Below are 14,441 nucleotides of genomic sequence, written 5' to 3'. Positions count from 1 at the left end.
TCATTCCCTCATCGTTCTTATGGCTTGATTTATGTGGTCTATAACATCTGAAGGCGTTAGGCTTTCATAGGTTATGCCACTATCAACAGCTAAATCGGCTGCCAAACCGTGCAGATAAACACCGTTTAGGGCTGCCTGCAGTGCATCGTAACCTTCTGCTAAAAAGGCGCCAATCATGCCACCTAATACATCGCCGCTGCCGCCTGTTGCAAGACCCTGATTGCCGGTTGTGTTGATATAGAGCTTACCGTCTGGTGTTGCAATCAGTGTGTCTGCCATCTTCAAAACAAGATAGACACCGTATTCCTTGGCAAACTCAACAGCCAAATTCAGCCTATCTTTAAGCACATCCTTTGTCTGAATGCCCCTTAGGCGTGAAAACTCCTTGGGATGCGGGGTTAGTATGGTCGGGGCCTTTCTGCTCTTTAGCTTATCGACACAGAAGGACAGACAGTTTAAGCCCTCTGCATCTATTATCATAGGTTTGTTGATCTGGAGCAACTCCTCCGTTAGCTTTTTGGTCGAGTCGGTTATGCCAAGACCCATACCGAAGCAGATAGCCGATTTATCTGATACAAATTCAACAACGCTGTCTATGGAGTCGATTGAGAAAAAGCCAGACTCATCATCAACAGGATAGCTCATGGCCTCAAGGAGTCTTGATTCAAAGGCCGTGTTTATGGATTTTGGCACAACGGCACTCACAAGGCCAACGCCTGTTTTTAATGCAGCCTTAGAGGCCATAATCACCGCACCGGATTTACCTATAGAACCGCCGACTATGGCCAAATGACCAAAATCGCCCTTGTGTGAAGTTGGGCTTCTAAAGTCCAAGTATATCTCATCACTATTTAGAGCAAGGAAATTCGGTTCAAATTCATCTATCACATGCCTTGGTGTCGATATATCCACAACTTCAACATCGCCTGCATACGCCCTGCCCGGATATAAAAAATGGCCCGGTTTTGCCAAAGCAAAAGTCGGGGTCAGATCGGCCTCAACGGCTATACCCATAACCTCGCCTGTATCGGCCTTTATACCACTTGGAATATCAACGCTAACGATAAATGCAGGTGAGGAATTTATTAGTTCAATAGCCCTTTTAAACCTGCCCTCAACCGCTCGGGATAAGCCTGTTCCAAATATGCCGTCTATGATTATATCGCACTCTCTTATGAGTTCCTCGTTGAAATCATCCTCATTCTGAACAAACCTAAATTCTATCCCCATGTTTTTTATTATCTCAAAGTTGGTTTTGGGTGATGGGTTGAGCTTTGCCTCATCAATCAACATATAAACAAACACATTGGCGCCGTTGTTGTAAAGATGCCTTGAGATAGCCAAAGCATCACCGCCGTTGTTGCCCGCACCAACAAAGACAACAGCCAAGGAGCCCTCAACGCTGCCGTAATAATCCAATATCTTATAGAAAGACTTAATGGAGGCGTTCTCCATTAGAACTATGTCCGGTATGCCGGCTTCGATGGCCTTCTTATCCATCTCCCTCATTTGAGCAGCGGTGGATAGCTTCATTTTAAACCTCCTAAAGGAACATTTTTTGCTAACTAATCCCCAGCACAAGAGTGCGAGGTGAAAGATGCTAAAAGTAGCTTTAATTGAAAGTATAGCACCAAAGCAGGCAACATCAAGCCAAAAAGAGACGAAAACATCGAGCGATTTCAAAAGCACGCTGGAGAGCGCAATAAAATCGCAAACAGAAAAACCAACAAAAGAAATAACAAACTCGACAGTAGAAAAACAAGAAAAGGATAAAAAAGAAAAGCATGTTAAAAAAGAACAAGACAGCGAACAGACACCCATAGGAGCAGTTTCTCAGACAAAACCCAAAGACCAAAAAAGCGATAAAAAAACAGATAAAACGGAAGGTAAAGCCGTAAAAATCACAGACAACCAAGACAGGCCAACACACAAAATAACAAAGGAAGGTCTAAAGATAACAGCCAAGGTCAAATTGCAAAATCATCAATCTGAAAATTCAGCAAAAATAGCCACAAAAATACACCATGACGGCAAAAATACAACAGCAAAACCTAAACAAACAGAAGAATCAATTAAGGGCATTAAAGATAAAAAGCTTGAGGTTTTACTAAATAAACAGAAAGAAAGCAAAGAACAAAAAACACAAGATAAAACAACAAACACCAACAAGATAATTTCTGCTAAAGCAGACATAAAACAAAAGATAGAGAGGGAAGCTCAAAAAACAGAAGACAAGAAAACAGGGGATAACAGGGTTGCAAACACCATCAAAAAAACAAACCCAAGGATTGAGAATGAAAAACACCCAACAAACACAGATAGCAAACAAAAAGAAGATAGCCTAAAAATCCGCACAGACAAACAGGATAAAAGCAGTGTTGCCAATACAAAGCCAAAACAGCACAAAGCTGTGGATTCATCGAAAAACCCAATAAAGGTCGATGGCCCAAATCCAAAGGAGAACTCGGCTCTGGCAGAATTACATCAAAAACTGCAAACACACAAAAAAGAAAATACAGAAAAGCATACGGTTTCAGAGGACAAACCAAAAATCGGAACAGAACAGACAAAAAACACACAGAAAGAGAAAGCATCAATAAAGATAAAAGAGGATAAACCCCCCAAAGAAACAATAAAAACAGCCAAAGCTTATCAACATGCCATCGATCAAAGCACAGAAAAAACTAAAATCAAGGCCGCACAACCAAAAAACAAACTCACAGAAGAAATACAGAAGAATAATACAGAAAACACCTCTGACAACAAAGAGGTTCAACAAAAACAAGCCCAGCAATACACACTTCACACAAAACAGCTAAAAACAAACAACAAAGAGGCAAAACCAACAAAGACACAGAAAACCAAAAACAAGACAGCAACAAAAGTAAACCCAAGGAATTTAGCAGAAACAGACCAGACTCAGCAAAAGGATCAATACCTAACAAAAACAGAACGCAAGAAAGAAGCCGTTAAAACCATCAACGAAAGGGTAAAACACAAGGAAAAACCAGATAGCAAAGAGGCTTACTCGCATAAAGAGATAGATACGAAAGAGACCCCAAAAACAGAAAAACAGGACAATCAGGCCACGCTTGTATCGCACATTCAACAAACAAACAACCAAAATCAAGATAACACACAACCAAACAAGGTTGCATACCCCATGGATAAGATCATAGAGCATATAGACAAAATCATAAAGAACAAACCACCCTTTACAAGAAGTCTAAGCATAAGTCTAAACCCACCCCAATTAGGAAAGATAGACCTAAAAGTTGCTTTAGATAAAGCAAAGTCCATAACAGCAACAATTACGGTGCACGACAAAAATATATACAAAACAATATCAAGCCACATCGATAGCCTAAAAGAGTATCTGACATCGCAGGGCATAAAGATAAATAACATAGATGTCCACAACTCATTTAACGAAAACCTAAGCAACCAATTCTCAAACGGGTCAGGAGGCTTTGGGCAACAAACGCATCACAATTCCCAACAGGAGTTTAATTTCTCCAGCTATTCACCGTTTGAGGCCAAAGAAAAGGGGATGGATTTTATAAAAAACACAAAACCGGATCCTATCAAGAAGGGTCTGGACATAACCGCATGAGGTGGAGATATGGATATAGCAAACATAGCAAACCAGGCAAATATTGCAGAAAGCATGAGATCGGATAAGGTAGAGAACCCCAAGGCCACGCTGGATAAGGATGGGTTCTTAAAGCTGCTGGTTGCCCAGCTGCGTTATCAGGATCCCTTAAATCCAATGAACAACGACCAATTTATACAGGAAAATACGATGTTCTCCCAACTCGAACAATTGATGAACATGAACAAAACAATATCAACGCTGCAAGAAAGTCTCACAACAAACCCAAGAGAGTATGCAGCAAGCTATTTGGGCAAATACATATCCACAGGCGAGAATAAGATCAATGTAAGCTCAAGCCATATCGATAGCCTAAGTTTCAATCTCAACAAAGACGCAAAGGTCACAATACACATATCAAACTCAAAGGGAGAGGACATAGCAGATATTGATTTAGGTAAACTAAAGGCAGGCACACATTCGTTTACCTGGAACGGTAAGGACAACAAGGGCAACAGCGTGGCAAACGGCGAATACAGTGTAAGGATAGATGCCGATTACGGGAATGGCATACCCGTAACACTGGATAAAAGCGTTGGAAGGGTGGTTTCTGTAAAATTTGAAGCAGATAAAACCATCCTTATAACCGACACAGGCAAATCCATTCCGCTCTCTGAGGTTCAAAGCATATCAGAGGGAGGTAATCAATGATAAGGGCGCTGTATACCTCAAGCAACGGGCTATTTGAGCAACAGTTGGGGGTGGACAGCATAACAAACAACATAGCCAATATCAATACGGTGGGGTATAAAAAAACCAGACCAACATTCGCATCCCTTCTATATCAGACCCAGCAAATCGGGCTACCCGGCCAAAACCCTATGCAGATAGGATTGGGCACAAAACTTCAGTCCACAGATACAATAATGACCGAAGGCACCATAATAAGCGGTGATAAGGATACGGATCTGGCTATTGAGGGTGATGGCTTCTTTACGCTTTTAGACCCAACCAACAGGGAAGGGACATCTTATCTATTCACCAGGGCGGGTGATTTTTCATTCGATGCAAACGGCGATCTGGTAAACCCAGATGGATATAAGGTTGTTGGATGGCTTGCAGAACAGTCTCAAACAGGCACAGGATACTATATCCCTGAGGATCCAAATACGGGCCTGCCAACCGGCACGGTTGAGCCCATCAACATATCCAACTATGAAAGCGTCCCGGCTGTGGCCTCAACATACATAAGGTTCAAAGCCAACTTAAACTCCTCAAGCGAGGTGGAGGAGTATACGCCATTATCCACATACAGCGACCCCAACCTCCGGGTAAACTTTAATTCTGTATTCAACGACGACGGCAAGCTATTGAATGTTCAAGACGGAGACAACTTCCAGATCAGCTATGATGGCGGAAATACCTGGCATACATACGAATACGATAGCGATGGAACTGTAAGCACAGGAGCAGAGGGGTTTACAACCATAGACGATCTCTTAAGCGACATACAAAACGACCTATCATCCTCAGGTATTACAGCAACAGCCTCCCTTGAAAACGGCATGATAGTTATAGAAAACACGGGAAGTTCAGATATAAACATAAGGGTAAGGCCAACCACAGAGGATCCAACATTTCCAAATCCACAGGAAAACCAAAAACTAACCACGATATTTGAGAATCTGAATCAAATCATAGAGCCAGGAAAAACTGCCTCAACACAACAAATGGAGGTAGCAACGCACACTGTTCATTCCATATTTTACGATTCAACAGGAGAGAAACACAAAATAGATGTAATATTCAAAAGAATCAATCAAAACAGGTGGTCTTATGAGGTTGTTTTACCGGATAATGACGGCACATTAACCAACAACACGGGCATAATAAATTTTGATAGCGGCGGAGGGCTTTCAACATCAACCACCTCGCCAACCGTAGATGTATCATTAAACAACGGAGCCCAACCCACGCAACTACTGATCAATCTGTGGAATACAGACAGTGGTCAATACGAAGGCAACCAATTTACCGGTCTTACTCAATTTGCCATGGATTCAGATACGAGCTTCCAAACGCAAGACGGTTCAACATCGGGGTTGCTAAAAAAAGTGTATGTAGATCAAAACGGAAGCATAATAGGAACATATTCCAACGGTAAATCTTATTCAATAGCCAAGTTAGCCATTTCAAAATTCATGAATCCTCAAGGCTTAAAAAGAGTTGGCAAAACCCTTTTTAGGATAACACCAAATGCCGATTCAGGAGATGTATTATCGTCAAACGGTTTTATAGGTGTTGCAAACGAAGGCGGCAGGGGAAGCGTTCTATCCAAACACTTAGAATCAAGCAATGTAGATTTAGGAGAAGCATTTGTCAATCTCATAGAGTTTCAGAGGGGGTTTGAGGCCAATTCAAAAGGTGTAACGACAGCCGATCAAATGCTTCAGGTGGCCATTCAACTAAAAAGATAGGAATAGGAGGTGAAAAACCATGTTAAGATCGCTCTGGAGCGGCGTTTCCGGGTTAAAATCCGAACAACAGGGAATGGATGTTGTGGGAAACAATGTGGCGAATGTAAACACCATCGGCTTTAAAAAGGGCAGAATAAACTTTGTGGATGTATTGAGTCAAACCATGAGTGCAGCAACAGGACCCGAAGGAAACATAGGAGGAAAGAATGCAACACAGATAGGATTGGGCACAACAGTGGCCGTCGTAGACAACATATTCTCCCAAGGAAGCCTCCAGGCAACAAGCAAAATAACAGACTTAGCAATCCAAGGCGACGGATTCTTCATTGTGAGCGACGATGGAGGAAAAACCTATAGATACACAAGGGCTGGTGATTTTACATTCGATGCCAATGGAAACTTGGTTAATCCCGAGGGCTTCATCGTTCAGGGTTGGCTTGCAAACGAAGAAACCCACAAGATAAACACGGCTGCAAGCATAGAAAACATAGTGGTACCGCAAGACAAAACAGTGCCTGCAGGTGTAACTAAAAACATAACAATCAAAGCCAATCTAAACGGCGGTGATACCATAGAGGAAATGGCTCCGGCCCACGGGACTGTGGATGAGAACAACAACACAGTTGAACCGGACGATATGTCCGTTCTGTTTGATGTAAACGGTGAAGCTATAAATTTGGGAAAGGAATTGGCAACATTCGCAGAAGACAGCACTTCTTTTGGTAGCCTATACGACATAAACGGCAACCAAATCCAGCTATCAAGTGGGGCAACAATATCCATGGATATAACATACGGAGGTATAACATCAACCGCAACCGTAAGCTACCCCTCTGACTTCAAAACTCTTGGAAGCTTTGCAGCTGCTTTAAGTAATGCTGTAACCTCAGCAATAGGTACAAATATACTAAGCTTTAATGTTACAGATGACGGCATGATTCAGGTAAAAAACCTAACAGCCTCTGCCAATGTAACGATTGCAAATATTGCAACAACAAACGATCTAAACAGCTATCTAAAACACGCCCTCATAAACCTGCAAGGTGGAGAGGGCAGAAGCGCCACAATAGCAGCAGGCAAGACACGCACAACGCTGCCGTTCCTTTCGGCAAAAGGCGATGTTCTTGCAATGAGCTTTGATGGGGGTGCCAATTACGACGCATATCGATATGTCCAGTCCGACACAGGAGTGGGAAACAATGACTTTCACACCATAGAGGATTTAAGGGCAGAGATAAACAACGATATTGTAAATGGAGGAAATGGAGAGGCCTGGGCAACCTCAGGCTCATCATCCGATTGGGTCACGATAGATCCAAAATCGGGAGAGATAGTTATAAAAAATAACGGCACAGAGGATCATGTTATCGGTGCTGTTTACTCAAACAATCTAAAATTTGCAACAATCATGGGAACCCTATCAGGCTTGGTGGGAAGCGGTTCTGAGGTAACATCACAGCCATTTGAGGCTGCCGTCCATGTCACCTCAATAGATGTATACGACTCTTTGGGAAACAAACATACGGTTACATTTACCTTCAGAAAGAAGTCATTTGATCCCATAACAAACTACACAACATGGTCTTGGAAAGCCTCGGTTCCTGAGCCAGGAGAGGTGTCAAACGATGAGGGAGAGATACAGTTTGACCAAACCGGTAAGCTTGTGTATCTTTCAAGTCCCCTGGCTATAACCGTGGATTGGAGAAACGGAACGGCATCTCAGGTTATAAACTTAGACTTTGGGGATATAGGTTCATTTGACGGCCTGACACAGTTCTCATTACCATCCCAGACAACAGCCCAGACACAAGACGGTTATCCTGGAGGAAGCCTGCAGAGAATCATGATCAACCAGGACGGTGTTATTGTGGGCATCTTCTCAAACGGAAAAAGCTATCCCCTTGCACAAATAGCTATGGCCAAGTTCGCAAACAACGAGGGATTGATGAAGGAAGGGGGTTCCATGTATTCAGAAACAGCAAACTCCGGAGCACCTTTAATAGGCACTGCAGGGACAGGCGGCAGGGGGACATTTGCACCAAGCCATCTCGAGATGAGCAATGTGGATTTAGCAGAGGAATTCACCAATATGATAATTTACGAGAGGGCATTCCAGGCCAATTCAAGAAGTATAACAACATCGGATCAGATGATTCAGGAGCTTCTGAATCTCAAGCGTTAAAGGGAGGGGGCAACCCCCTCTTTTTTTCTTCCAATATCCCATCCAAGGGCTTTGAGCCTGAAGCCCCTAAGAAATACGGCCTTGCATAATAGCCCCTAAAGAAACCCAGCCGTATCCCCAAAGCCTTAGCTCCACCACTGCTTACCCATCCAAACAACTCCTCACTATCAATCAAAGGAAAGGCCTGCTTTATAAGGGCTATCTCTTTTAATATATCTAAATCCCAATTACTGGATAAGCTATCTGTGCCGATGGCAATATTCACACCGCTTTCCCTTATTTTATACACATCGGGCAATTTTTTTGATATATACCAGTTGCTCCTTGGACAAAGGACCACACTGCCGCCTATATCCTTGATCTTTTTAAAGTCATCCCTGTTGGCAAAAACGGCATGAACAAACAACATACCCCTCTTTATGCAACCCACATCCTTTAGATAATCCCAGACATCTCCATAATCAAATTCACAATCAACCAAACCAAGACCATCCAAAAACCCATACAGTTCGCCTTTTTTACAGACAAACGCCCTCTCGTGTTCACTCTCCAAAAAATGAAGACTCTTAATGCCGGGCAAATTACAGATAAAGCGCATAAGCTCAGGATGGGAGGAATACACAGAATGCGGGCTTACAAAAACCCTTACAGGAAAAGAGTTTATATGCTCAATCTCCCTTTTAAGCCTTTCAACAACCCCCCTTGCCCTTTCCAGATTCAAGGAGTAATTCTCACAAAACACAACGGAGCGAGGAAGTTCACTTGACAATATATTAACCGTCTTAAGCGTATTTGATATATCACCAACGGCAAAAACACCAGACCCCTTAATCTCCTTTACGGCCTCGTTTATACCCCTCTCAATATCCTTATCATCAACATCTATCGATTTTATGTTCATAATGGACGATAGCCAGCGGATAAACCCACCAAACGGCTCTATCCTGTTTTTCGTGTAAGTCAACTCTATATGCGTATGGGCATTGACGAAACCGCAAAACAGAACACCCTCACCGTAATCAACCACATCTATATCCGGGTACGCCCTCTTCAATACAGAAAAACCATCCACATCAACAACAATATCGCCATCTATAACGACACCTTTATCAACGGACAACCTTAAACCGTCGAATATGTATTTAGCCCTTAGCAGTCTCATAAATAGCCCTTCTTATGTTGAGTTTTAACAAAACCATATTTGCTAAAAAAGCAGTAAGGTTGGATACGGCTATAGAGGCCCAAACCCCCTTAACGCCGTAATGCTTAGAAAGAATATAGGCTAAAGGCAGAAGGAAAAACCACAGGTTAAACAGGTTAATCATACTCGGTCTCTTTGTATCGTGCAAAGCCATGGACGACCTTGCTGCAATGGTTGAGGCTATAACAAACGGATAGCTCAAAAAGTAAAAGAACAACACATCCCTTGCAATACTGAAAACACCTGATGCATTAACAAACAAACCCAGCATAAAATCCCTATTCAAATACAAAACCACATTCAACAACCCCACAAAGCATACGCCAAAGAGTATAGCATACCAGGGGGCCCTCTTTAGTCTATCAACCCTCTTTGCACCAAAGTTCTGACCCACAACAACAAAGGATGCATTGGCAATCCCAAAGACCAAAAACAGAAGTACCTGATATATCCTTATTACCACAGAATAACCAGAGATGGCCATCTGCGATATGCCGCCTATTATCCTTATTAAAACAAGCATGCTAACTATACGGAAAAACAGATGGAGGCTGGCATAAACGCCTTTTTTCACTATTCTTTTGATAATCTCAAGCCTGACTCTAAAGGCTATATAAAACCCTCGCCTGAAGAGAAAGTAAAGTTGCAAAGCAAGCCCCAAGAAAACAGACACTATCGTTGAAAAGGCAGCTCCTTTTATACCCATCTTCAAATAAAAGATAAACAACGGATCCAATACGGCATTGAGTGAGTTGGTTAAAACCATAACAATCAAAGCTAAAGACGGCAACGATATAGACCTCAACGAGGAGTTATTGAGGCTGAATAAGAAGTTTAGCCCCAAACCCAAAACCGAGACAGAAAGATAGTTATAGGCATACACAAAAACATCCCCCTTTAAACCTACAAGGGATACAATATCCCTTAAAAAGAAGTAAAATACGGCAACAAGAACAAGGGAGAGAACAACTATAAACCCAAAGGCGTTGGAGTAAAAAAAATAGGCCCTGCTGAACTTTTTAGCCCCCCAGAAATAGGCAATATACATGCCGCATGCCGTTGATATGCCTATGGATATGGAATATATGACCATCATGGTTATGCTGGAGCTTACGAGTGCACCTATGGCCTTATACGATATTCTTGAAACAAAGTATGTATCGACCAAATTAAAGAGGTTCTGAGCCGCCATCTCAAGCATCATGGGTATAGAAAGCAAAACTATGCTTTTTAGAAGCGGCTCTTTCGTAGGATCAACGCTTTTGAACACAACCTATTGACTCAAGAGTGAAAGGCGGGTTTTGGATTCATCTATAACCTTATAAATGTGGGTCTTGATCCAGTGCCTATCCCACCACTCTATAGGGTCAACATAATAACCATCCACGATTATATCAAAGTGCAAATGATCCCCTCCTGCCAAACCCGTTGTATCCGTGATTGCTATATACTGACCCCTCTTTACAAAATCGCCCTCCTTAACCAGAAAGCTTTGAAGGTGGCCATACAGACTAAACACGCCGAACCCGTGATCTATAATTATTGTGTTGCCATAAACACCTAAATAGCCCTCAAACACCACCTTACCCGAATTGGCGGCATTCACCCTTGCGTTCCTAATACTTGCAAGATCATACCCCTTATGAAACTTTGTATCCTTAAGCTCACCCTTGTAATAATACAGCCTCTCATCGTTAAACTTGGCTGTAACCTTTGAATCCTTAAGCTGTAAAAACCTACCCTTCCACAAGAAGCGGGGCTCAGAGTTCGAACATATCTTTCTGATTGTTTCTGTGTTTTTCTCCCTTATCTTTCTGTTAACATACAAGAAATCCTGAATGAGGTTCTCCTTCTTTTGAATCCCCTCCCTTTGAAGTATAGTCCAGACCTTGGTCTTTATGAAACTATCGGTGATATTTATCTTACTCTTCCTTATAGGCCTTCTATTGTAATAGACGGGTATATGAACAATCGTCTCGTTGCCTGCCTTGTCTATAGCATGAATATCCGTCGAATAATCCCTAAGCTTGGATAATTCATAGGTAAAGAAACTCAAATACACATTTGGGTCTGAAAACACACTGCTGGCCTTGTAAGCCCTGAATGGATACTCCTTGCCATCGTGCCTGACGGTTAGATACACCCTTGATAGATTCTCATCCTTAACATAATACACAGCCAGGGCACTGCCGCCTATCGTTATCCTGCTTGTTCCGCTTAAAAGTATCACCTTCGGTGGGGTTGAATCGACTATAACAGGAAAAGAGACGGTCTTCTTAAAACCATTTAAGTAATTGCCCTTGCTGTAATCCTCCACCTCGACAACAAAGGTTGCCTTACCCTCAGGAACAACCTTATTAGCCCTAAAGCTTAAATCAAAACTCTTCAGAAAAGGCTCAGTAAAGGTCTTCTTAAACAGGACAACATCGGTATTTAAAGAGACTATCTTAACGGTAATCTGCTTAAGGGGAGCATATCTATCCTTCACATGTATAACGATATCCTTATTCGAAGAGTAATAGGCCTTTGGACTATCGACCGATATAAAGATGCCATTACCCCTCACAAGGGGCGTGTATTGATAAACCGCATATACAGCAGCAATGAGAATCACAAGAAAAAGCAGCACCCTACCCTTTTTCATTTCTTACCCCCGTTATTCACCCTGGCTTTTTTCTGTTTCAATCTATTTATAAGCTGAGTTATATCCATCTTATTTAGATTTCTATCAACAAAACCGTATATATACGACTCCTTTTTAAGGTTCATAGATAAACCATAAAAAGAGGGAAAGGCATTCAAAACAAACGCCACAACGGCTATCATCAAAAGCCCCTTAAAGGCTCCGAATATAAAACCAAAAAACATATCCAGACCACCAAGCTCGATCTTCTTTGCCATAGAAGACAGAATAAAACCGACAAAGATCAAGACCAGATACACAATCAAGAATATAGAGAAAAACGCAAACCCGTATGCAACAACAGGGGCAACAGGGAATGTGTGTTCAATATAGCTGCCAACCCCCCTGCCAAACATATGGGCAGCCAGAACACCACCAACAAGGGCAGCCAGACCAAACACCTCCCTTATAAGCCCCCTGATTAGGCCCCTTATAGCAAGCACTAACAAAAACAACCCCAAAGCTATATCAACTACATTCATCCTTCCTCACCCTGATTGTTTTAAAGTTAGAGTAAATAACCATTCCCGTTTTGGCATTCTTGGGCTTTTTCACATACTTAGCCTGCGTATAATCCACATCGACCATCTCTAATTTTTTAGCCCCGCTTCTGCATGCCGCTATTCTTGCTGCCTTTATTTTAACACTATCATCAACATCTTGCAACTTCGAGGGCACCTTTAAAACCACATGAGAGCCCGCAATACCCTTTGCATGAAACCATAAATCGTTCTTTGAGGCAAGTTTAAGGCTGACTATATCGTTGCCATATGCATTCTTGCCCACATAGGCATCATACCCCTCTATTACCATGTGTTCATACGGTAAGTAATCAAGCCCCTTGCGTTTTTTTGGTTTCAGAGGGAGCTTTATCAAACCCTCCTTCTGCGCGATAGACTTTATACTTTCAACATCATCAACCGTTGTGGCCTGCTCAAGGTCAAACAAGAGCTGCCTGATAAATCCTATCTCCTCTTCAGTTTGAATAAGCCTCTGTTTTACTATCTCTATACTGTGTTTGGCCTTCTTGTACTTTTTATAGAAATTCTGAGCATTCTCAAAGATGTTCAACTCTGGATTTATGGGTATTTTGATACTTTCCTTCGTATAGAGATCCTCAACCTCGACAAAACCCTCATAACCCACCTTGAGATTGGGCCTTGCAAAGAGATTTTCTGCATAAATCCTGAATTTATCGTAATCCTCCGCCTTTTTAAGCTCACCCCTAACCTTCTCAAGCCTCCTCTTTAAGGAGTTAAGCCTTCTTGTAAAGACCCTCCTTAAGTTCGATTTTATATTGTCAAACTCAACCCTTTGCGGCTTTTCTATGAACATATTGTAGAGAAACCCATTATCAACACGGCGAACGGATATGGGCATATAAAACGGATAGACCTCATTTTTAGGATACAGGTGCAGCTCAAAGCTTCTTTTTTCAAAGGCATCCCTTGCAGACCTAACAAACCCTAAAAACATCCGTTCATCGGTCAAAAACCTCCTCAAATGCCCAGAAAGCCCCAATATATCTTCATTATGCCTATACTTTAACACCAGGAGGGCCTCATCATCCTTTAAAATATCGGGCATATTGGATACAGGCGGAATGTAAGGCTTTTTGGGGGCAATCTGCCTCGATGAATCTGTGTATTTATACGCCTGAATAACAGCCCCTTCCCCATCGGTTAATATCAGATTGGCCAGTCTTCCCATTATCTCAAAGACCAATCTATACTCATAAACAATATGGCCCCTTTTGTCCTCAAGGATAAAATACACAACCCTTTCAGAATAGCTCTGCTGAATCCCTGTAAGCCTTAGCCCCTTTAGTTTCTTAGACAGAAACATCATAAAGTTAGGGCAATCCTTAATCTCATCCTTTAGCTTATCTTCAAAGGGCATCAAAAAGCTGTTCTGGGGTGATAGGCTAAAATACAATCTTTTATTAGTATCGTAAAACGAGATAGAGTAAATACCAAAAGGATGACAATGAAGGGATCTAACTTTTTTTTCTAAGAATATATCCCTTGATTGCTCTATGGCGTATTTAAAAAGATAGTGATTCATGAAAAGCAAAAAAGAGGCAGCATCAAGCTACCTCTTTTTCATCATCTTGAGGCGTTTAAGGAGCTTCTTTCTTGCTGCTAAAGCCTTCTTCTTCCTTCTCTCGCTGGGTTTCTCGTATCTCTCCCTCTTTTTGATTTCTGAGAGTATCCCAGCCCTTTCACACTGCTTCTTAAACCTCTTCAGAGCCTCCTCGAAGTTCTCATCCTCCCTTACAATAACGCCCGGCAACCAAATCACCCCGC

11 protein-coding genes are annotated in these 14,441 nt (G+C 42.1%); 4 read left to right on the top strand and 7 right to left on the bottom strand.

Annotation, left to right across the window (positions count from 1 at the left end; all coding sequences use genetic code 11):
• Positions 1-1,533: a bifunctional ADP-dependent NAD(P)H-hydrate dehydratase/NAD(P)H-hydrate epimerase gene (locus D891_RS0102595; RefSeq protein ID WP_025209477.1), complete on the bottom strand. Its 1,533-nt coding sequence runs from the start codon at positions 1,531-1,533 to the stop codon at positions 1-3.
• A 64-nt stretch (positions 1,534-1,597) separates the two neighbouring features.
• Between D891_RS0102595 and D891_RS0102590 the strand changes: the two genes are divergently transcribed.
• From D891_RS0102590 to flgE, 4 genes are read left to right on the top strand one after another with little or no spacing between them, the layout of a single operon-like run.
• Positions 1,598-3,613, top strand: a complete 2,016-nt coding sequence (locus D891_RS0102590) for a flagellar hook-length control protein FliK (protein WP_025209476.1) — start codon at positions 1,598-1,600, stop codon at positions 3,611-3,613.
• Between the two features lie 9 nt (positions 3,614-3,622).
• On the top strand, positions 3,623-4,303 hold the full coding sequence (locus D891_RS0102585; RefSeq protein WP_025209475.1) for a flagellar hook assembly protein FlgD: 681 nt from the start codon (positions 3,623-3,625) through the stop codon (positions 4,301-4,303).
• The gene (locus D891_RS0102580) at positions 4,300-6,069 is read left to right on the top strand and encodes a flagellar hook protein FlgE (protein ID WP_025209474.1); all 1,770 of its coding nucleotides are present in this window, start codon (positions 4,300-4,302) and stop codon (positions 6,067-6,069) included. The genes D891_RS0102585 and D891_RS0102580 overlap by 4 nt, the downstream gene beginning before the upstream one ends.
• 19 nt (positions 6,070-6,088) lie before the next feature.
• Positions 6,089-8,251: a flagellar hook protein FlgE gene (flgE, locus tag D891_RS0102575; protein WP_025209473.1), complete on the top strand. Its 2,163-nt coding sequence runs from the start codon at positions 6,089-6,091 to the stop codon at positions 8,249-8,251.
• On the opposite strand, the gene D891_RS0102570 is transcribed toward flgE, so the two are convergent.
• The 6 genes from D891_RS0102570 to rpsU are packed head-to-tail and all read right to left on the bottom strand — an operon-like array spanning position 8,241 to position 14,427.
• A complete protein-coding gene (locus tag D891_RS0102570) occupies positions 8,241-9,413 on the bottom strand; it encodes an amidohydrolase family protein (protein WP_025209472.1) in 1,173 nt (390 codons plus the stop codon). The genes flgE and D891_RS0102570 overlap by 11 nt on opposite strands.
• A complete protein-coding gene (locus tag D891_RS0102565) occupies positions 9,394-10,722 on the bottom strand; it encodes an MATE family efflux transporter (protein ID WP_025209471.1) in 1,329 nt (442 codons plus the stop codon). The genes D891_RS0102570 and D891_RS0102565 overlap by 20 nt, the downstream gene beginning before the upstream one ends.
• Before the next feature lie 3 nt (positions 10,723-10,725).
• On the bottom strand, positions 10,726-12,096 hold the full coding sequence (locus D891_RS0102560) for a M23 family metallopeptidase (protein ID WP_025209470.1): 1,371 nt from the start codon (positions 12,094-12,096) through the stop codon (positions 10,726-10,728).
• Complete coding sequence (locus D891_RS0102555) at positions 12,093-12,617, bottom strand: CvpA family protein (RefSeq protein ID WP_025209469.1); 525 nt, start codon at positions 12,615-12,617, stop codon at positions 12,093-12,095. The genes D891_RS0102560 and D891_RS0102555 overlap by 4 nt, the downstream gene beginning before the upstream one ends.
• Complete coding sequence (locus tag D891_RS0102550) at positions 12,604-14,199, bottom strand: Rqc2 family fibronectin-binding protein (RefSeq protein WP_025209468.1); 1,596 nt, start codon at positions 14,197-14,199, stop codon at positions 12,604-12,606. The genes D891_RS0102555 and D891_RS0102550 overlap by 14 nt, the downstream gene beginning before the upstream one ends.
• A 27-nt stretch (positions 14,200-14,226) precedes the next feature.
• Positions 14,227-14,427, bottom strand: coding sequence for a 30S ribosomal protein S21 (rpsU, locus tag D891_RS0102545; protein WP_025209467.1), 201 nt, complete (start codon positions 14,425-14,427; stop codon positions 14,227-14,229).
• Between the last annotated feature and the right edge of the window lie 14 nt (positions 14,428-14,441).

This window comes from Hippea sp. KM1 (genome assembly GCF_000526195.1).
Classification (GTDB): domain Bacteria; phylum Campylobacterota_A; class Desulfurellia; order Desulfurellales; family Hippeaceae; genus Hippea.
This window is presented reverse-complemented; position numbering and strand designations above follow the sequence as displayed.